Raw genomic sequence first — 18,232 nt, forward strand, 5'->3', positions numbered from 1 at the left:
CACAACACGTGTAAAGGTCCTGGTCGACCCGTGATCCTTAGCATCCTCGCAACCGTGGCGGTGCTGACGGCTATCGCCGTCATCGTGGCCGCCCTGGTGTTCGCCGAGACCCTCCTGGTGTACGTCGCACTGGGACTGGCGGGCGTCAGCGTTCTCCTCCTACTGGGGGCGCTGCTCCAGGGAAGGTCCGGCAGCGGGGCCAGACCGGATCGGACGGACGGTTTGGGGAAGGCGTCCGTCCCCGTCATGGCCGCCACGGCGGCAGCGGCGGTACCCACCGCGCACGTGGAGTCGGAGAACCCTGGGCGCGTACCCGCACCGGCCTCCGAGCCGGTGCGGGAGCCCCATGCCACGGAGCGGCCCGTCTGGCCGACTCCGGCCGCGGAGGACGCCGGTCACGGCGAACCCGAGTACGACGTCCCCCGCTGGCAGACCCCCACGGCCCACGACTGGCCGGAACCGGACACGGCGGCGCACGCCGCCGCCCCCTCCGCTGAACCGACCCCCTCCTGGGCGGCACCCCCAGAGGAGGAGCAGCCGCTCCGCGCCCCGGCGCCCTGGGAGAGCGAAGCTGACATCGCCGCCGAGGACGAACCCGACACCGCGCACGGGACCGGCGAGCGCACCGCGGCCGCCCCCGGCGCCGCCTTCACCTATGACATTCCCGGCCGCACCCCGGCCGGTGACGGCTTCTCCGCCGAGGACCGCACCCCGTTCGGGGAGCACGCGGTCGAGGAGGACGTCGACGACGCGCCCCTCGCGGACGCTCCCGGGGAACGCGCCGGCGAGGACGGCGGCAAAGAGCGGGGCGGCTCCGTGTTCGCCTCCGAGGAGCCCTTCGTCTACAGCATCCCCCGTCCGGCGGAGGCCGTGGAGGAGCGCTTCCCCGAGGACGGGGGTTACGGGTCCGGTAGCGGGGCCTCGGACGCGGCCCTCCTCGCCTACGACGTTCCCGAGGGCCAGGACCAGGACGGCGACGAGGACGGGACCGACGGTCAGCGGACCGGCGCCTCGGACAGGGCCTCGTTCGCCTACGACATCCCCGGCCGGTCGTCCGCGGAGGAGACCGCGGAGGAGGACGCCTTCGAGGACGGCCCCTCGCGCGGTGACGACTCGCGGGCCGTGCGGGACGCGGTCGAGGAGGACGTCGACGACGCGTTCTTTGCGGAGGCCCCCCAGGAACGCGAGGCCGGTGAGCCCAGCGAGGACACGGCCATCGCCGGGGCGGACGGGGCACACGACTCCGACGAGGCGGCCGTGCCCACCGCTGACCACGAGGACGACCCGGAGGAGTACGCCCCGGAGCGGATCCCGGGCGGACCCGGTACGGACGGGGAAGGCCCGGAGACGGCTGTTCTCCCGGTGGTCTCCGAAGACTCCGGGCCGGAAGAGGGGCACGCCCCCGACGGCGATCGCGGCGACGGCGGGACCGACGAGGCGGCCGACGAGGCGGCGGACGGCATCCCGGACAGCGACCTGGCCGAGGACGACGCCGACGACGGGCGGGACGCCAGGGACGCCTTCTCCTACCGCATCCCCCGCGGCGACGATGAGGACGGCGCGCGGCCCGGAGAGGCCCCGGCCGACGCCGAGCCCGACCAGGAGGCCTCGGGGGAGGACGACTCCTCCGCGGCCCGGACGGACCACTCCGCCGACGGCTCGGACGGCGGGGACCGGGAGGTCGCCGACCGCACCTCCGGCACCGCCTCCGACGACGCCTCCGACACCAAGCGCTGAACCGTGACGAGGGCGCCGCTCACCCGAGCGGCGCCCTCGTGCGCTGGCGCCCTCCCGGTGCGGGGGGAGGGCGACCACGGGACTGCGCGGCGAAACGCGTGACGGCGCCGCCCGCACGGCTCGGGCCGCCCGGAGGCACGGCGGCCACCGCGGCGCGCGAACCCGCGACCGCCGAGCGCAAGCGGCCCGGCCCGCCCGCCGGGGGCGGACGGACCGGGCCGCTTCGGCCACGGCCTGCGGTCAGGCCTTGCGGAACCCGAAGGTCACACCGAACTCCTCCGAGGACGCGGTGTGCAGCTCCCGGCCCGGCTCACCGGCGACGAACGCGTCGGCCAGCACCTCGGCGGCGATCGCCCGGCCGTGCTCGGCGAGAGCCAGCCCGGTGGCCTCGTCCGTGACCGTCCACCACACCTCGATGCGGTCCGACACCTCCAGCCCGCTCCTCTTACGGGCATCCTGGAGCATCCGGACCATCTCACGGGCCAGACCGGCGCGGCGCAGCTCCGCCGTCAGCTCCAGGTCCAGGGCGACGGTCTCGCCCGACTCCGAGGCCACCGCCCAGCCCTCGCGGGGCTGTTCGGTCACCAGCAGCTCGTCGGCGCTCACCTCCACCGGCTCGTCCTCGACGTGCACCCGCGCCCAGCCGGTGTCGCGCACCTGCCGCACCAGCTCGGCCGGGTCGGCGGCCTGGACGGCCTTGGCCACCAGCGGGGTCCGCTTGGCGAACCGCTTGCCCAGCGCCCGGAAGTTCGGCTTCACACTGAAGTCCACCAGGTCGCCGCTCACCGAGGACAGCGAGTCCAGCGAGGCCACGTTCAGCTCGTCCGCGATCTGGCCGCGCAGCTGCTCGGGCAGGTCCGCGAAGCCCGGGGCGCCCACCAGGGCGCGGGCCAGCGGCTGGCGGGTGCGCACGGCCGAGTCCACCCGGGCCGAGCGGCCCAGCTCCACCAGGCGGCGGGTCAGCGCCATGTTCCGGGACAGCTCGGGGTCGATCAGGTCCTCGCGCACCTCGGGCCAGGAGGCCAGGTGCACCGAGTCCGGGCTGCCCGGGCGGCGCAGAGCCGACCACACGTGGTCGGTCAGGAACGGCACGATCGGCGCCATCAGCAGGGTGACGGTCTCCAGGGCCTCGAAGAGCGTCGCGAACGCCGCGGCGCCCTCGGGGGTGGCGGCCCCGCCCCAGAACCGGCGGCGGGAGCGGCGCACGTACCAGTTGGACACGTCGTCCACGAACGCGGTCAGACGGCGCCCGGCGGTCGTGGTGTCGAAGGTGTCCATCGCCTCGGTGACGTCGCGGACGACCTCGTTCAGCTCCGAGAGCAGCCACCGGTCCAGCAGCGGCCGGTCCTGCGGCGCGGGCGCCGAGTCCAGCAGAGCGTGGTTCCAGCCCTCGCCGGCGTTCGCGTACAGGGTGAGGAAGGACACGGTGCTGTGGTAGGTCAGCAGCACCTTGCGGACGATCTCCTCCAGGGCGGCGTGGCCCACCCGGCGGGCGGTCCACGGCGAGCCGCTGGCCAGCATGAACCAGCGCAGGGCGTCGGCACCGTGCCGGTCCATCACCGGGATGGGCTCCATGACGTTGCCCAGGTGCTTGCTCATCTTGCGGCCGTCCTCGGCGAGGATGTGGCCGAGCACGACCACGTTCTCGAACGAGTTGCGGCCGAACACCAGGGTGCTCACCGCCAGCAGCGAGTAGAACCAGCCACGGGTCTGGTCGATGGCCTCGGAGATGTACTGCGCCGGGAAGTTCTCCCGGAAGGTCTCCTCGTTGTGGTGCGGGGCGCCCCACTGGGCGAAGGGCATGGAGCCGGAGTCGAACCAGGCGTCGATGACCTCGGGGACGCGGCGGGCCACCCGCTCCTCCTCGGGCAGGGAGGGGTCGGCGTCCGGGTCGGGGATGACGATGTCGTCGACGTAGGGGCGGTGCGGGTCCAGCGACGACAGGTCCTGCCCGCTGAGGCGGCCCAGCTCCTCCAGGGAGCCCACGCAGATCTGGCGCCCGTCGGGGAACTCCCAGATCGGCAGCGGGGTGCCCCAGTAGCGGTTGCGCGAGAGCGCCCAGTCGACGTTGCCGCGCAGCCACTCGCCGAAGCGGCCCTCCTTGACGTTCTCGGGCACCCAGTGGGTGGCCTGGTTCTGCGCGATGAGCTCGTCCTTGACCGCGGTGGTGCGGATGTACCAGGACGGCACCGCGTAGTACAGCAGCGCCGTGTGGCAGCGCCAGCAGTGCGGGTAGGAGTGCTCGTAGCTGACGTGGCGGAAGAGCAGCCCGCGGTCGCGCAGGTCGCGCACCAGCGTCTTGTCGGCCTCCTTGAAGAACACCCCGCCCACCAGCGGCAGGTCGGCCTCGAAGGTGCCGTCGGGGCGGACCGGGTTGACCACGGGCAGGCCGTAGGCGCGGCACACCACCATGTCGTCGGCGCCGAAGGCGGGCGACTGGTGCACCAGGCCGGTGCCGTCCTCGACCGTGACGTAGTCGGCGAGCACGACGTAGTGGGCGGGCTCGTCGAAGGGCACCAGGTCGAAGGGGCGCTCGTAGGTCCAGCGCTCCATCTCGTCGCCCTCGAAGCTCTCGCCGGTGAGCTCCCAGCCCTCGCCGAGGACCTTCTCGAACAGCGGACGCGCCACGACCAGGCGCTCCTGGCCGTCGGTGGCCACCACGTACTCCACGTCCGGGTGCACGGCCACGGCGGTGTTGGAGACCAGCGTCCACGGGGTGGTCGTCCACACCAGCAGCGAGGTGGGGTGCTCGGCGGCGGCCAGCGGCCCCGAGGTCACCGGGAAGCGCACGTACACCGACGGGTCGGTGACGGTCTCGTACCCCTGGGCGAGCTCGTGGTCGGACAGCGTGGTGCCGCAGCGCGGGCAGTAGGGGCTGATCCGGTAGTCGCGGACCAGCAGGCCCTTGTCCCAGATCTGCTTGAGCGCCCACCAGACCGACTCCACGTACTGGGGGTCCATGGTGCGGTAGGCGTCGTCCATGTTCACCCAGTAGCCCATGCGCTCGGTCATGGCGGTGAAGGCGTCCACGTTGCGCAGGACGGACTCGCGGCAGCGGTCGTTGAACTCGGCGATGCCGAAGGACTCGATGTCCTTCTTGCCGGACAGGCCCAGCTCCTTCTCCACGGCGACCTCGACGGGCAGGCCGTGGCAGTCCCAGCCCGCCTTGCGGTCCACGTGGTAGCCGCGCATGGTGCGAAAGCGCGGGAAGACGTCCTTGAACGCGCGGGCCTCCACGTGGTGCACGCCGGGCTGGCCGTTGGCCGTGGGCGGGCCCTCGTAGAAGACCCAGTTGGGGCCGCCGCGGGTCTGGTCGAGCGAGCGCTGGAAGACGTTCTCCTTCGACCAGCGGCCGAGGATCTCGCGCTCCATGGCTGGCAGGTCGATCTGCGCGGGCAGCTGGGGCAGCGCGCGGGGTTCGGGCCGGGGGTCGTTGGCCACCGTCGTACCTTTCCATCAGGTGTGCTCCTGACGGAGGGACGAGGCGTGCGGCCCCGCGGTACCACCCTCCTTGGACCGCGGCCGTGCCGCTGGGCGGCGGGCGGCGGATCCCTCTTCGTTGCGCTGTGCCGGTTCTACTGGGACGCCTGGCGTCCGTTCCTCCGGCGGCTCCGGGGTGATCTTCGCGCTGGTCGTACCCCCGGGCTCGCACCGCCCCCGGGTCGCTTGGACGGGTCGGCCGTTCTAGGCTGTCTCGCGTCCGGTCGGGGCCAGCGTTACTCGTCCCCATCGACACCTGAGGTCAGGATAACGCAGCGGGGAGGGCCCCGCCGCTCGTTCGGGGGAGGGCCGCAGTGGCTGAGGACGTCCGGGGCGCCGTGCTGGTGACCATGGCGGACCGCGAGGACGCCGAGGAGCTGGCCGAGCAGCTCCTGGAGCAGGGGTACGAGCCGTGCCTGGTGCACCGCGACATGCTCGCGGGAGAGGACGACGCCGAGGACGTGGACTGGGTGATCGAGGTGCACACCGGGCCGCACGGCGGTCCGGCGGTGTTCGACGAGCCCCACCTGGCGGCCCTGGCCGAGGACTACGGCGGTTTCGCGGTCGCGGAGTGACGGGATGGGCGGGACCGCGTGGGTTTGACGAGCCGGACGGGATGGCCGGGACAAGCGGGCCGCGTGGGTCCGACGGACCGCGTGTACCGGACGGGCTTCGCGGGCTGGTCGGAAAAACCGGTTGGGCGCGGGCTGCCGGAAGCGCGAGGATGCTCCCCATGCTGATACGCGGAGCAGTGCCCGAGGACGGTCCGGCCGTCGCCGACGTGGAGGTCTGCTCCTGGCGGGCCGCCTACCCGGGAATCGTCCCGCAGGACTACCTGGACGCCATGGACGTCGGACAGCGGGGTGACCAGTGGTCGGACTGGATCGCTGGGGCCGTCCGGCCGGAGGCGGAGCTGCTGCTCGCCGAGGACGACGGCGGGGCGGTGGCCTTCGCCTGCTTCGCCCCCGTCGAGGGGGACGGGCAGACGGGCGGCACCGCCGGACCGTGCGAGCTGGAGGCCTTCTTCTCCGTCCCCGAGGTGTGGGGGAGCGGGATCAACCGGCGGCTGATTGCCGACGTGCACCGGGCCGTCGCCGAGGCGGGGTACACCGAGGCCGTCCTGTGGGCGCTCCGGGACAACCCGCGCGCCCGGCGCTTCTACGCCGCGCACGGCTGGGAGGCCGACGGGACGGTCACCGAGGAGGGTCCCCTCAACGGTGCGGTCCTGCCCCGTCTGCGCTACCGGCGGGGGTTCTGACCAGGGCTGTTCGGGGCATGGGCGCGCGGGCCGCACGGCGCCGCGATCGTTGCCTTGTCCGGGCCGATTGCCTAGGCTTCCGGGCACCACTCGCGGTACCGCCCGGAGGGGAGAGTCCGCGCTCCGGCGGACTCCGGGACGGGTGCCGAGCCGTCTGGAGGGGATTGCGATGAAGGCCACCGACGCCGCCCGACTGCCGGTTCTGCCGGGGGAGGACCCCTGGACGGCGGAGGAGGCCGCCGTGGTCCGCAGGCGGCTGGTGGAGGAGGTCGCCGCGGCGAAGCGGGAGCTCGGAGAGGTCGAGGCCGAGTTCGCCGAGCTGCTGGAGGACCCCGTGGAGGGGGCCGGGGACGACAGCGCGGACGCCGGGGCCAGGGCCTTCCAGCGCGAACAGGATCTGGCGTTGGCCTACAATACTCGTGACCTGCTCGCCGAGGGCGAGCGGGCGATCGAACGGATGGACGCGGGAACCTACGGGGTCTGCGGCTCGTGCGGGCAGGCCATAGGGAAGGCGCGCCTTCAGGCCTTCGCGCGTGCGACCCTGTGCGTCACCTGCAAACAGCGCGAGGAGCGTCGCTGACTGAGGTAGAGCCCTCCGGGGACAGGAACATGACCACGACCGACAAGACGGGCGTCCGTCCGCGCAGGTACCTTCTCCTGCTGCTGGTCGCGCTCGCCGCGATCGGCGTCGACCTCCTCACCAAGGAGTGGGTCCTGGCGACCTTCGCCGAGGGCGAGTACCTCGACGTCATCGGCGACTTCGTCCAGTTCACCCTGGTGTTCAACACGGGCGCCGCCTTCTCCATGGGCACCGACTTCACGTGGGTGTTCACCTGCATCGCCAGCCTCGTGGTCATCGCCATCGGCTACATGGGTCTGCGGGTGCGCAGCGTGTGGTGGGGCGTGACGCTCGGCCTGATGATGGGCGGCGCCGCCGGAAACCTGGTGGACCGCTTCTTCCGCGACCCGGCCCCCTTCCACGGCGCGGTCGTCGACTTCATCAGCGTGGGGACCTTCCCGGTCTTCAACATCGCCGACTCCTGCGTGGTGGTGGGCGCCTGCCTGGTGGTGGCGCTGACCTTCAAGGGGCTCAACCTGGACGGGACCTTCATCGAGGACGACCGCGAGACCAAGAAGGGCTCGGCCGAGGCCGGGAACGGGGAGAACGCCGAAGGTGCCGGGGAGACCGGTTCCGCCGGAGACGAGACGACCGGAGGGAGGGACCAGTGAGCGACACCCGAAGCCTGCCCGTGCCCGACGGGCTGGAGGGCGACCGGCTCGACTCGGCCATCGCCCGGATGTTCGGCCTGTCCCGCACCCGCGCCGCCGAGATCATCGGTGAGGGCGGTGTCCTGGTCGACGGCTCCGAGGCGGGCAAGTCCGACCGCGTGAGCGCGGGGGCCTGGCTCGAGATCGCCCTGCCGCCGCCGCCCACCGCCCCCGTCCCGCGTCCCGAGCCCGTGCCGGGCATGCGGATCGTGCACGAGGACACCGACATCATCGTGGTGGACAAACCGGTCGGCGTGGTCGCCCACCCGACCGTGGGCTGGACCGGACCCAGCGTCCTGGAGGGCCTGCTGGCCTCCGGGGTGCAGGTGGCCACCAGCGGCGCCGCCGAACGCCAGGGCATCGTGCACCGGCTGGACGCCAACACCACAGGCCTGATGGTGGTCGCCAAGAGCGAGACCGCCTACAGCGTGCTCAAACGGGCGTTCAAGGAGCGCACCGTGGACAAGCACTACCACACGCTGGTCCAGGGGCACCCGGACCCGCTGCGGGGCACCGTGGACGCGCCGATCGACCGCCACCCGGCGGGCGACGGCCGCTGGGCCGTGGTCGCGGGCGGACGCCCGTCGGTGACGCACTACGACACGCAGGAGGCCTTCCGGGCCGCGAGCCTGCTGGAGATCAAGCTGGAGACGGGCCGCACCCACCAGATCCGGGTGCACATGTCGGCCCTGCGCCACCCGTGCGTGGGCGACATGCTCTACGGCGCCGACCCGACCCTGGCCGAGCGGCTGGGCGTGCGCCGCCAGTGGCTGCACGCCGTGCGCCTGGGCTTCGACCACCCCACCGAGCACCGCCCGGTGGAGTTCTCCAGCCCCTACCCGGACGACCTCGCCGCCGCCGTCGACGCGCTGCGCGAGGACTGACGACCGGCTCCCGGACCGGGTCGCCGCGGCCTGGCGCCCCGCGGCCCGGTCCGTCCACAGGCGCGGACCGGGACTTGCCGGACGTGCGCGCGGCGGACGACACTGGAATCGGGGGGAACCCCGCCCCCAGGGGGGTGCGCGGCGCCCCCGGTTCCAGTCTGGCACGGGGCGGCGGCCCCGGCCAGGGACTCCTCGGCCCTGTGGACGGTCCCGCTACCCTCTCCGCGCGGACGGGGCCACGTACCGGGTGCGGACCACGCCCTGGCACAGGGCGGCGCCCAGGATGATGACCACCGCGCCCAGCGGCTGGTTCCAGCTCAGGCTCTCGCCCAGCAGCACGACCCCGGCGGTGATCGCCACCACCGGTGCCACGCAGGTGACCGTGGTCGCCACCGTCGCCCCGGCCTCGCGCACCACCGCGTACTGGAGGATGTAGGCCACGCCGGTGCCGAAGACGCCCAGGGCGCTCACCGCCGCCACCACCTGCCACGTCACGCCCGTGGGCATCTGGGTGAACAGCGGAACCAGGACCACCAGCGGTGCCGAGCCCAGCAGCAGTTGCAGGGTGCTCAGCTCCAGGGCGCCGTGGGAGCTGCCCGCCACGAACCGGCGCAGGTAGGGCGTGCCGATCCCGTAGCAGGCGGTGGCGCCCACGACGAAGAGCATGCCCAGCACGGCGTCGCGGTCGCCGACGGCCACCTCGCCCAGCGAGTTCCACACGCCGAACACGGTGAGCACGCCCAGGAAGCCGATGCCCAGGCCCAGGACCCGGTCGGGCCGCTCGTCGGAGAGCAGCAGCATCGAGAACACCACGCCGAACAGGGGCGTCGAGGCGTTCACCTGACTTCCCGGATTCCTCCCCGGCCTTCAGACCGGGGAGGAATCCGGGATATGGCTTACCCATACAGTCAACGCCTGTAACTCTGGGTGCATGCGGACGGCGTACAAGTGCCGGGCCTACCCGGACCCCGAACAGCAGGCCCAGCTGGGCCGCACGTTCGGGTGCGTGCGCCTGGTCTGGAACAAGACCCTCGCCGATCGCCACACCGCCTACCACCAACGGGGCGAGAAAACCTCGTACCAGCAGACCGACGCGGCGCTGACCGCGTGGAAGAAGACCGAAGACCTGGCGTTTTTGTCCGAGGTGTCCTCGGTCCCCCTGCAGCAGACCCTGCGCCACCAACACAGCGCGTTCGCGAACTTCTTCGCCCAACGCGCCAAGTACCCCGGTTCAAGAACCGCACCGGGCGCCAGTCGGCGCATTACACCCGCAGCGCGTTCCGTATCCGCGACGGTCGCCTGTGGCTGGCCAAACAGCAGGCGCCGCTTGAGGTGGCCTGGTCCTTCGACGACGTCGACCTCGCTTCGTTGAAGCCGACCACGGTGATCGTCTCCCGTGAGGCGGACGGGCGCTGGTACGCCACCTTCGCGGTGGAGACCACCGACCCTGAACCCGCCCCGCGTACCGGGCGCGAGATCGGCGTCGACCTGGGGGTGAAGGACTTCGCGGTCACCTCCGATGGGGACAAGATCGCCAACCCCCGCCATCTGGAACGCAAAGCCCGCAACCTGGCCCGTTACCAGCGGCGGATGGCCCGCAAGCAGCGCGGGTCGGCCAACCGGCGCAAGGCCAAGGCCAAGGTCGCCGCCGCGCACCGCAAGGTCCGCCACGCGAGGCAGGATTTCCCGCACAAGACCACCACACGGTTGGTCCGTACAGCGGACCTGATCGCGATCGAGGACCTCAACGTCGCGGGCACGGTCAAGAACCGGCGTCTCGCACGCGCCATCTCCGACTGCGGGTGGGGCGAGTTCCGCCGACAGTTGGAGTACAAGTGCGCGCGGGCCGGTCGCACCCTGGTGGTGGTCGACCGGTGGTTTCCCTCCTCCAAGACCTGTTCGGCGTGCGGGTACCTGCTGGCCGAGCTTTCCCCGGGCACCCGACAGTGGACGTGTCCTGCCTGTCGCACCCGACACGATCGGGATGTCAATGCGGCCAAGAACACTCTTGCGGCTGGTCGAGTCGCAGCCCGGGACTCGGTCTCGGGTGATGCCTGCGGAGCTGATGTCAGACGGCAAGGGTCCTCCCTTCCGCGGTCGGCGACGAAACAGGAAACCGCTGTTGCGAGACAGCCCGCGTGAGCGGGACCGTCCCGTCAGGGACGGTCGGAATTCCCCTCCTTCAGGAGGGGGAGGAAGTCAAGATGCCCATGAGCGCGGACGGGATGAGCTGGGCGGCGTACCCGAACAGGGTGAAGGGGACGGTGTTGAGCAGTACCGCCGCCACGAACATGTGCCCCCACAGGCGGGGCGAGCGCGGCAGGCGTCCGCCACGAAGCACCAGGACGGCCAGCAGGGGCAGCGCCCCGGTGCCCCTCATCTAGTCAGCGGGACCGGCTCAACCGTTCAGCAGGCCCGACAGGGTGGCGGCCGGGCTGATCACCTCCGGGTCCGTCCGCACGTCGACCAGGGTGGGCAGGTCCGCCCCCACCGCCTCCGTCAGCGCCTTCTCCAGCTCCTCACGCGTGTGCACGGTCGCGCCCCTGGCCCCCAGAGCCCGGGCGTACCCGGCCAGGTCCAGCGGCCCGCTGATCCGGGTTCCGGCGATCCGCCCCAGCTCACGGGCCTGGTGCATGGCGATCGTGCCGTACAGCCCGTTCTGGAAGACCACCACGGTGACCGGCGCGTCCATCCGCACCGCGGTCTCCAGTTCCTGCCCGGTCATCAGGGCGCCGCCGTCACCGGCCACCGCCACCACCGTCCGGTCCGGGGCGGCGATCTTGGCCGCCACCGCGGCGGGCACGGCGTAGCCCATGGCCCCGCTGGTCGGCGCCAGCTGGGTGCGCGGATGCCGGAACCACCAGCCCCGGTGCAGGAAGGAGGCGAAGTTGCCCGCGTCGTTGGTGATCAGCGCGTCCTCGGGCAGCGCCGCGCGCATCCCCGCGACCACCGCCCACGGATGCAGCCGTGCACCGGTGTGCCCGGCGGCCTCGGGCGGCACGGTCGCGGTGTCCACCCACACCCGGCGGGCCGAACTCCAGTCGCGGTAGGGCGCCTGGACCGGTGCCCCGGCGAGTTCGCGCAGCGCCTCCCCGGCGTCGGCGACCGCGCCGAACCACAGGTCGGTGCTGGCGCCCAGCTGGCCCGGATCGACGTCGATCTGGGCGACCCGGACGTGCCCGCCGCGCTCGGGCAGCCGGTACCCCTGGGTGGTGGTCTCGCTCATCCGGCAGCCGACCACCAGGACCGCGTCGGACTCCGCCAGGGCGTTGAGCACCGGCGGAGAACACCCCAGCCCCAGGTGGCCCAGGTAGAGCGGGTGGTCGTTGGGGAACACGTCCTGACGCCGCCAGGCGGCGTACACGCCCGTGTTGAAGCGTTCGGCGACCCGGACCAGGTCCTCCCTGGCCGCGCGGGCGCCGCCGCCCGCGATGATCACCGGGCGCACCGCCCTGGCCAGCCAGGTCGCCAGCCGGTCCCTGGCCTCCGTGCCCAGGACGGGGCGCGGGACCACGGGCGGACCGGGCAGGTCCTGGGGGCCGATACGCTGGCCGAACAGGTCGCCGGGCACCGCGATGGCCACCGGTCCGGGTCTGCCGGTGGTGGCGACGCGCACTGCCTTCGCGGTGACCTCCGCGAGCCGGTCGGCCCGGTGCACGGTGGTGGACCACTTGGTGATGGGCGCGTAGAACGCGGTGAGGTCCACCTCCTGGAAGGCCTCCCGGCCCAGGTGCCCGGTCTCGGCCTGCCCGAGGAACACGATCATCGGGGTCGAGTCCTGCATGGCGGTGTGTACGCCCACCGCCAGGTTGGACGCTCCCGGCCCCCGGGTGGCCGCGGCCACGGCGGGGACGCCGGTGAGCTTGGCCTCGGCCTCGGCCATGAACCCGGCGCCGTTCTCGTGCCGGGTGGAGACCAGCTGCATGCGCGGGTGCTGGTCGATCGCGTCGGCGAGTTCCAGGAAGCTCTCACCGGGGACGGTGTAGCACCGTCTGATCCCGGCCGCGGCCAGCACCCCCACCACCGCGTGCGCGGCGGTGTCGGTGGGCGGGCGGGGGCGTTCTACTGCGCCTGTGGCCATGGGGGCGGGGTCCTTCCATCGTCGCAAGGTCCACTCGGCGCGTCCGGACGGCCCGGACCGGGCCCGGCACATCCGGGCGCATGCGGTCGGGGGTGACCGGCCGCTGCCGCTTCGAGCCTCGTGGGCTCTGTGGTGTTCCGGGCGCTGCCGCCCGGAGACCGCGGTCCGGGCCGCCGCTGTCCGGCGCCCGAGTACGGTCTTCGGCTTCCTTCCCAGGGAGCGGGGAACTTGCACTCCCCGCCCGCCGTGTACGGGGACGGTCGCGGTGGGGCGCACGGTCGGGATCCGCGCCGGGGACGGGTCCGTCCCGGCACCGCGCGAGCGCGCGGGGAGGGCCCCGCCAGCGACTGGTACGCCGTCCGGCGTCCCACCACCTCCTCACCTCCAGGAAACCGCAGAGCGGCGGCCTTCGGTAGGGGATGTGGACAACTTCCCCGGGCCGCTCAGCCGACGCCGAGGGCGTACAGGGCGTCGAAGGCGCGCCTTGGTGCTCGGCCGACGCCGAGGCCGGGCCCGCCTCTCGGGGGCGTCCCCGGCGCTCAGCCGACGCCGAGGGCGCGCAGGCCCGCCGTGGTGGCCGCGGCGGCGACGATCACGACGAGGAAGGGCGCACGCAGGACCAGGGCCAGGACGGCGGCGCCCAGGCCGCCCATCCGAGCGGTGTCCCAGGCGAGTGCCTGGCCCTCGCCGCGCAGCGCCTCCACCGCGATCAGCGCGGCGAGCAGGGCGATCGGCACCGCGGTCGCGAACCGCCGCAGCCACGGGTTGTCCAGGAGCCGCCGCGGCGCGGCCAGGCCCGCGTACTTGAGCAGGTAGCAGCCCGCGGCGGTGGCGACGAGCACGGTCCACAGGGTCATGGCCGGGCCTCCCCGCGCTCCACCGCGGACCGGCGGTCGCCCTTCGCCGCAGGGCCGTCCACCGCGGACACGGCCGGAGTCCCCGTCCCGGAGGAGGCGGCAGGGACGCCCTCCCCGGTGCCTGTGCCCGGGGCACCGCCCCTGACGGACGCGCTCCGGTCGCCCTCCGGGTTCGGCGCGGCCGGGGTGTTCTCTCCGTCAGCGGGGCCGAGCAGCGCGATGAGCGCGGCCGAGGCGGCCAACAGCACCGGGACGCCCGAGGGCAGGAGAGGAGTCGCGGCCAGGGCCAGACCCGCTCCCAGGCCCGCGACCAGCCACGTGCGGGCGCCGCCCTCCCGCAACCGGGGCCACAGCAACCCCAGGAAGACCGCCGGACCCACCGCGTCGAGCCCGAACGCGCTGATGTCGCCCACGCGCTCCGTGGCCAGCGCCCCCGCCAGGGTCGCCACGACCCAGGAGCCGCCCAGCACCGTGTAGGTCGTCACGAACGCCGTACGCGCCGACGCGCGGTCCGGCTGGGCCAGCGTCACGGCCGTGGTCTCGTCGATCACCCCGTGCGCGGCCAGTGCCCGCCGCGCGCCCCGCCAGCCCAGCACGTCCGCCAGCCGCAGCCCGTACAGGGTGTTGCGGGCGCCCAGGAGCAGCGCGCCCGCCGCCCCCGCGACCAGGCTGCCGCCACCGGCGATCACCCCCACCAGGGCGAACTGGGAGGCTCCGGTGAACATGAACAGGCTCATGAAGACGGACTGGGCCGGGGACAGCCCGGCTGCCACGGCGGCGGTGCCGAACGCCAGGCCGGCGGCGCCCACGGCGACGCCGATCCCCACGCTGTCGCGCACCGCGGGTGTACGGAGGACGGAGAAGGATTTCACGCGCCCCACGCTAGGAAGGCCGACCGCGTGGTGTCTTGAACGTTCTTGCCGGGCCGCGGTCCGCCTGTCGCCGCCTCCGTCCCGCCGCTGCCCCCGCTCCGAACCCCGGCCAGCGGCTCAGGTGGAGAGCAGAGCGCGCTGGTAGGCCGCGGGCGGCACCCCCAGGTGGCGCTTGAAGTGGCGGGTCAGGTGCGGCTGGTCGGCGAACCCCACCTCCGCCGCGACCTCGCCCGCCCGCCGTCCCGAGGCCAGCAGCGCCCGGGCCCGGTCCACCCGCAACTGGTTGAGGTAGGCGTGCGGAGGCAGGCCGTGGACGGCGCGGAAGGCCCGCGACAGCGCGAACGGGCCGATGCCCAGTCCGGCCGCCAGCTCCTCCAGCGTCGGCGGGTCCACCAGGCGCCCGGCCAGGATCCGCCGGGCGCGCTCCACCTCGGGGCGGGCCGCGTGCCCGGCCGGTCCGGCCGCCCGTTCGCGGCCGTGGGAGCGCAGCAGCATGCCCAGGCCCTGCCTGGCCAGGGAGGAGGCGGTCAGGCGGTCGCCGTTCTCGGCGGCCACGTGCGCGGTGGCCAGAACCCGGGCGGCCTCGGGCGCGTGGATGCCGGACTCGGTGAACGCCGGGGTCCCGCGCATGCCCAGTTCGCGGGCGATGCCGACCACCACCTCGGGCAGGGGGTAGAACACGCGGTAGCTCCAGCCCTCGGGAACCCCGGCGTGACCGGTGTGCACCTCTCCGGGTTCGACCACCGCGAGTCCGCCCGGCCCCACGCGGGCCCGCCCCCGCTCGTGCGTGTACTCCTCGATGCCGCCGGTGATCACCCCGATCGTGTAGGTGGGGTGGGTGTGGCGGGTGAAAGAAGTGGTGACGAAGTGCGCGGTGAGCAGTTCGGTCTCGGGCAGCCCGGAGAAGCGCCAGTAGCGCGCCCGCTCCGCGCGCGGGTCCTCGATCCGGGGGTGAACATCGCTGGGCATGCCCATTGCTCCAGGTTAGGCAGCTCGCCGCTCTGGCGACGCCACGGACACCGCCACGAGCACCGGTGGAGGCGCCGGGGGGCCGCCGCGGGTTTCCGCGGGCGCTGGAGGGAGCGCCGCCACGTGCTTCCGCGGACGCGGGCACAGGCCTCGGTCCAGGCGCCGGAAGCGCCGCCGCGGGCTTCGGCGCGGACACCGGCGGCGGTACGGGCAGCGGCTTCGGCACGGGTACCGGCCGCGTCGGCCGGACGTCCGCGACAGCCGGGGAGACGGCACCCGCGGTGCGTGTTTCACCCCGTGATGGGACTAATCTGCCTGCATGACTACGACCGAGATCCGCCTGGCGCGGGACGAGCGCGACCGCGCCGCAGTGTTCGTCATCCGGGGAGCCGTGTTCGTCGCCGAGCAGCAGGTGCCCGTGGAGGAGGAGTGGGACGTGCGCGACGCCACCGCCGACCACCTCCTCGCCCTGGACGGCGGCGTCCCCGTGGGCACGGTCCGTCTCGTGGACCTGGGCGGAGGCGTGGGCCTCCTCGGCCGTCTGGCCGTCCTGCCCAAGGGGCGCGGCACCGGGACCGGCGCCGCGCTCGTGCGCGCGGTGGAGGCGCGGGCCGGTGAGCGCGGGCTGACCAAGGTGGAGCTGCACGCCCAGACCCACGCGCTGGGCTTCTACGCGCGGCTGGGCTACGCCGCCCACGGGGAGGAGTTCCTGGACGCGGGGATTCCGCACCTGCACATGGTGCGTGAGCTGGGCTGACGCCGCCGCGCGTGCCGCCCGTCTCCGCCCCGTGTGACAGGGAGCGCACCGCCCGGCCCCGCCTCGCCGGAATACCACCGAGTAGGATTCGGTTTGACGGTGGTGCCCCCAGCCACCCGTGCACACACCGATTCGACGAGGAACACATGACGGTCAACACGCAGCCGGTAGCCGAGCGCCCCGACCCCCGCGCCTTCGGTCTCCCGGTGGTCGAGCAGGCCCAGATCCCCGCCGAGCTGCGCTCCCTCGTGGCCCGCGTCCACGACCTCGTCGACGCCGTCGCCAACACCGAGGTCGACACCGGCACCCTGGCCGAGGCCGCGGCCACCGTCGAGGACATCACCGGCAGGCTCAACGTCGCCCGCCGCCAGATCGGCACCATGGTCCAGCGCGACCTCCAGAGCGGAGACGTCGAGTACGGCACCATCACCAACATCGTCTCGGGCGACACCAACCCCGCCGCCCCGCCGCTCCTGCTGGAGCGCACCCCCGAGGGCCTGCGCGGCGAGGTCACCCTCAACACCGTCTACCAGGGGCCGCCCGGACTCGTGCACGGCGGCTGGATCGCGGCCCTGCTCGACCAGGCCGTCGGCAGCGTCTCCGCGGTCGAGACCACCCCGGGGCTCACCGCCAAGCTGGAGGTGAACTACCGCCGGCCCACGCCGCTGTTCACCCCGCTGGAGGTCACCGCGGAGGTGGACCGGGTGGAGGGCCGCAAGGTCTTCGTCTCCGGGCGGATCCGCGCCCACGGCGAGGTCACCGCCGAGGCCACCGCCCTCATGATCCAGGTCAGGATGCCCGAGGCCGAGGGCCAGCAGGGCTGAGCCGCCGGCCGGTCCACCCGACCGAAGCACCGTGGGGCGGCCCGCGCCGACAGGCGGGGCCGCCCCACGCGTGTGCGGGGCCGCAGGGGACACGGCTCGCACGGTCCGCGCGCGCGAGGCGACGCACTCCCCGCAGGGGAACCGCCGCACCTCCTCCGCGGATTCGGTAGTATCTCCCCCATGACCCGCCGCTATCACGTGTTTAGCCAGCCGACGACCTCGTCGGCCGCTCTCACGTAGGCGGAAGCAGGGGTCGTCGGCAACGGAGCACCAGGGCAGCAGCCCGGTGCTCCTCCTCGTTTTCCAGGCGGCCGACGCCCCACGACACGCTCTCCACGCACCGCGCGTATCCCGCGGGGAGGTACGGCCGCACCGCGACCGCGTCCGGCCCGCCACCGGACCGCCCCACCCGAGGGAGAACCACCGTGTCCGAACACCGCACCACTCCGCCCGCCGCCCAGGAGCAGATCCGCCAGCTGCGCGGACGCATCGACCAGATGGACACCGAACTGGCCGACCTCCTCGAACGCCGCGCGCTCGTCGCGGCCCAGGTGCAGCGGCTCAAGCCGGTCGGCTACTTCGCCGGGCGCGACATGCGGCGCGAGCGCGAACTGGTCGAGCGCATGGCCGAGCACGCCCCGCGCCTGGGGCCCGACCGGCTCGCCGCCATCATGGACAGCGTCATCAGCGCCGGGCTGGCCGCCGCGCAGGAGGAGGCCGCCCGCACCAGGTGACCGCGTCCCGGCCGCAGGGTGCGCCAGCCGTGCCCCCGCCAGGCTCGGACGCCCGCGCACCGGGGCCGCCCGTCCGCCGGGCCCTCCCACCGCAGAGGGAGGGCCTCGGCGCCCTAGGTCGTGTTCCTTGGACCGTTTCGGTACCACCCGTCGCCCTCCACCACCCCCAACGGAGAGCCTGCGGCTCCAGCTTCACCGCGGGCACCGGGCTGCCTCTCGCCGCGCCGGTTCCGCTCGAAAAGCCGACCAGGCCGACCTGCGCGAACCGTCTTGCGAGAGGTCGCCCGGACGGCCGCTCGCCGATCCGGAAGCCTCCGCGGAACACTCCCTAGTTGTACTGACCTGAGAGGTTGGTGACGCGGGAGGCGGGAGGGCCACCGATAGCGGTGTGGAACCGGTGATGATTGTAGTGATGCAACCACCCCGCGAACGCCTCCCGCCTTTGTGCTTCGCTGGTGTAGGGGCGGGCGTAGGCCCATTCCTCGGTCAGGGTGCGGTGGAACCGCTCGA

Annotated in this window: 15 protein-coding genes and 3 pseudogenes; 10 read left to right on the plus strand and 8 right to left on the minus strand. The window is 73.4% G+C overall.

What is annotated here, in order from left to right:
* The first annotated feature begins 30 nt into the window (after window positions 1-30).
* The gene (locus HGB44_RS08695; protein WP_061078493.1) at window positions 31-1,737 is read left to right on the plus strand and encodes a hypothetical protein; all 1,707 of its coding nucleotides are present in this window, start codon (window positions 31-33) and stop codon (window positions 1,735-1,737) included.
* Between the two features lie 240 nt (window positions 1,738-1,977).
* On the opposite strand, the gene ileS is transcribed toward HGB44_RS08695, so the two are convergent.
* Window positions 1,978-5,178 (minus strand): isoleucine--tRNA ligase, encoded by a 3,201-nt coding sequence (ileS, locus tag HGB44_RS08700; protein ID WP_061078494.1) that lies wholly within the window; start codon window positions 5,176-5,178, stop codon window positions 1,978-1,980.
* Window positions 5,179-5,531: 353 nt separating this feature from the next.
* Between ileS and HGB44_RS08705 the strand changes: the two genes are divergently transcribed.
* The 5 genes from HGB44_RS08705 to HGB44_RS08725 all read left to right on the plus strand — a co-directional run bounded on the left by HGB44_RS08705 (window position 5,532) and on the right by HGB44_RS08725 (window position 8,628).
* The gene (locus tag HGB44_RS08705) at window positions 5,532-5,792 is read left to right on the plus strand and encodes a TIR domain-containing protein (protein ID WP_061078495.1); all 261 of its coding nucleotides are present in this window, start codon (window positions 5,532-5,534) and stop codon (window positions 5,790-5,792) included.
* Window positions 5,793-5,950: 158 nt separating this feature from the next.
* Window positions 5,951-6,475 carry a GNAT family N-acetyltransferase gene (locus HGB44_RS08710; RefSeq protein ID WP_061078506.1) on the plus strand — a complete coding sequence of 175 codons (525 nt, stop codon included), beginning with the start codon at window positions 5,951-5,953 and terminating at the stop codon, window positions 6,473-6,475.
* A gap of 169 nt (window positions 6,476-6,644) precedes the next feature.
* Window positions 6,645-7,055 (plus strand): TraR/DksA family transcriptional regulator, encoded by a 411-nt coding sequence (locus HGB44_RS08715; RefSeq protein ID WP_061078496.1) that lies wholly within the window; start codon window positions 6,645-6,647, stop codon window positions 7,053-7,055.
* A gap of 29 nt (window positions 7,056-7,084) precedes the next feature.
* On the plus strand, window positions 7,085-7,705 hold the full coding sequence (gene lspA, locus HGB44_RS08720; RefSeq protein WP_061078497.1) for a signal peptidase II: 621 nt from the start codon (window positions 7,085-7,087) through the stop codon (window positions 7,703-7,705).
* Complete coding sequence (locus HGB44_RS08725) at window positions 7,702-8,628, plus strand: RluA family pseudouridine synthase (RefSeq protein ID WP_061078498.1); 927 nt, start codon at window positions 7,702-7,704, stop codon at window positions 8,626-8,628. Before lspA ends, HGB44_RS08725 begins: the two co-directional genes overlap by 4 nt.
* 213 nt (window positions 8,629-8,841) lie before the next feature.
* Here HGB44_RS08725 and HGB44_RS08730 read toward each other — a convergent pair.
* Window positions 8,842-9,468, minus strand: a pseudogene (locus HGB44_RS08730) (DMT family transporter); the annotation flags it as partial.
* Between the two features lie 91 nt (window positions 9,469-9,559).
* Here HGB44_RS08730 and HGB44_RS08735 point away from each other — a divergent pair.
* Window positions 9,560-10,770: pseudogene (locus HGB44_RS08735) on the plus strand (RNA-guided endonuclease InsQ/TnpB family protein).
* Between the two features lie 49 nt (window positions 10,771-10,819).
* On the opposite strand, the pseudogene HGB44_RS08740 reads toward HGB44_RS08735, so the two are convergent.
* The 5 genes and pseudogenes from HGB44_RS08740 to HGB44_RS08760 form a co-directional block, all read right to left on the minus strand.
* Window positions 10,820-10,999 (minus strand): annotated as a pseudogene (locus HGB44_RS08740) (EamA/RhaT family transporter); the annotation flags it as partial.
* A gap of 27 nt (window positions 11,000-11,026) precedes the next feature.
* Window positions 11,027-12,709, minus strand: coding sequence for a thiamine pyrophosphate-dependent enzyme (locus HGB44_RS08745; RefSeq protein ID WP_061078500.1), 1,683 nt, complete (start codon window positions 12,707-12,709; stop codon window positions 11,027-11,029).
* Between the two features lie 539 nt (window positions 12,710-13,248).
* Entirely contained in the window at window positions 13,249-13,566 is a 318-nt protein-coding gene (locus HGB44_RS08750; RefSeq protein ID WP_061078501.1) for an AzlD domain-containing protein, read from the minus strand.
* Window positions 13,563-14,438 carry an AzlC family ABC transporter permease gene (locus tag HGB44_RS08755; protein WP_394327803.1) on the minus strand — a complete coding sequence of 292 codons (876 nt, stop codon included), beginning with the start codon at window positions 14,436-14,438 and terminating at the stop codon, window positions 13,563-13,565. The genes HGB44_RS08750 and HGB44_RS08755 overlap by 4 nt, the downstream gene beginning before the upstream one ends.
* 117 nt (window positions 14,439-14,555) lie before the next feature.
* Window positions 14,556-15,413, minus strand: a complete 858-nt coding sequence (locus HGB44_RS08760; RefSeq protein WP_210751331.1) for a helix-turn-helix transcriptional regulator — start codon at window positions 15,411-15,413, stop codon at window positions 14,556-14,558.
* A 313-nt stretch (window positions 15,414-15,726) separates the two neighbouring features.
* Between HGB44_RS08760 and HGB44_RS08765 the strand changes: the two genes are divergently transcribed.
* The 3 genes from HGB44_RS08765 (at window position 15,727) to HGB44_RS08775 (ending at window position 17,722) form a co-directional block, all read left to right on the plus strand.
* Window positions 15,727-16,164: a GNAT family N-acetyltransferase gene (locus HGB44_RS08765; RefSeq protein ID WP_061078503.1), complete on the plus strand. Its 438-nt coding sequence runs from the start codon at window positions 15,727-15,729 to the stop codon at window positions 16,162-16,164.
* A 146-nt stretch (window positions 16,165-16,310) separates the two neighbouring features.
* Window positions 16,311-16,988, plus strand: a complete 678-nt coding sequence (locus tag HGB44_RS08770) for a PaaI family thioesterase (protein WP_061078504.1) — start codon at window positions 16,311-16,313, stop codon at window positions 16,986-16,988.
* 425 nt (window positions 16,989-17,413) lie between these two features.
* Window positions 17,414-17,722 carry a chorismate mutase gene (locus tag HGB44_RS08775; RefSeq protein ID WP_061078505.1) on the plus strand — a complete coding sequence of 103 codons (309 nt, stop codon included), beginning with the start codon at window positions 17,414-17,416 and terminating at the stop codon, window positions 17,720-17,722.
* Window positions 17,723-18,050: 328 nt separating this feature from the next.
* On the opposite strand, the gene HGB44_RS08780 is transcribed toward HGB44_RS08775, so the two are convergent.
* A partial coding sequence (locus HGB44_RS08780) for an integrase core domain-containing protein (RefSeq protein ID WP_168443984.1) occupies window positions 18,051-18,232 on the minus strand: 182 nt, incomplete at its 5' end.

It is taken from the genome of Nocardiopsis alborubida, assembly GCF_012396365.1.
GTDB classification, from domain to species: Bacteria; Actinomycetota; Actinomycetes; order Streptosporangiales; family Streptosporangiaceae; genus Nocardiopsis; species Nocardiopsis alborubida.

Excerpts from the sequence above, each read along its gene's own strand:
- HGB44_RS08710 (WP_061078506.1), top strand. The coding sequence starts at position 5,951 with ATGCTGATACGCGGAGCAGTGCCCGAGGACGGTCCGGCCGTCGCCGAC.
- HGB44_RS08715 (WP_061078496.1), top strand. The coding sequence starts at position 6,645 with ATGAAGGCCACCGACGCCGCCCGACTGCCGGTTCTGCCGGGGGAGGAC.
- lspA (WP_061078497.1), top strand. The coding sequence starts at position 7,085 with ATGACCACGACCGACAAGACGGGCGTCCGTCCGCGCAGGTACCTTCTC.
- HGB44_RS08745 (WP_061078500.1), bottom strand. The coding sequence starts at position 12,709 with ATGGCCACAGGCGCAGTAGAACGCCCCCGCCCGCCCACCGACACCGCC.
- HGB44_RS08750 (WP_061078501.1), bottom strand. The coding sequence starts at position 13,566 with ATGACCCTGTGGACCGTGCTCGTCGCCACCGCCGCGGGCTGCTACCTG.
- HGB44_RS08760 (WP_210751331.1), bottom strand. The coding sequence starts at position 15,413 with ATGGGCATGCCCAGCGATGTTCACCCCCGGATCGAGGACCCGCGCGCG.
- HGB44_RS08765 (WP_061078503.1), top strand. The coding sequence starts at position 15,727 with ATGACTACGACCGAGATCCGCCTGGCGCGGGACGAGCGCGACCGCGCC.
- HGB44_RS08770 (WP_061078504.1), top strand. The coding sequence starts at position 16,311 with ATGACGGTCAACACGCAGCCGGTAGCCGAGCGCCCCGACCCCCGCGCC.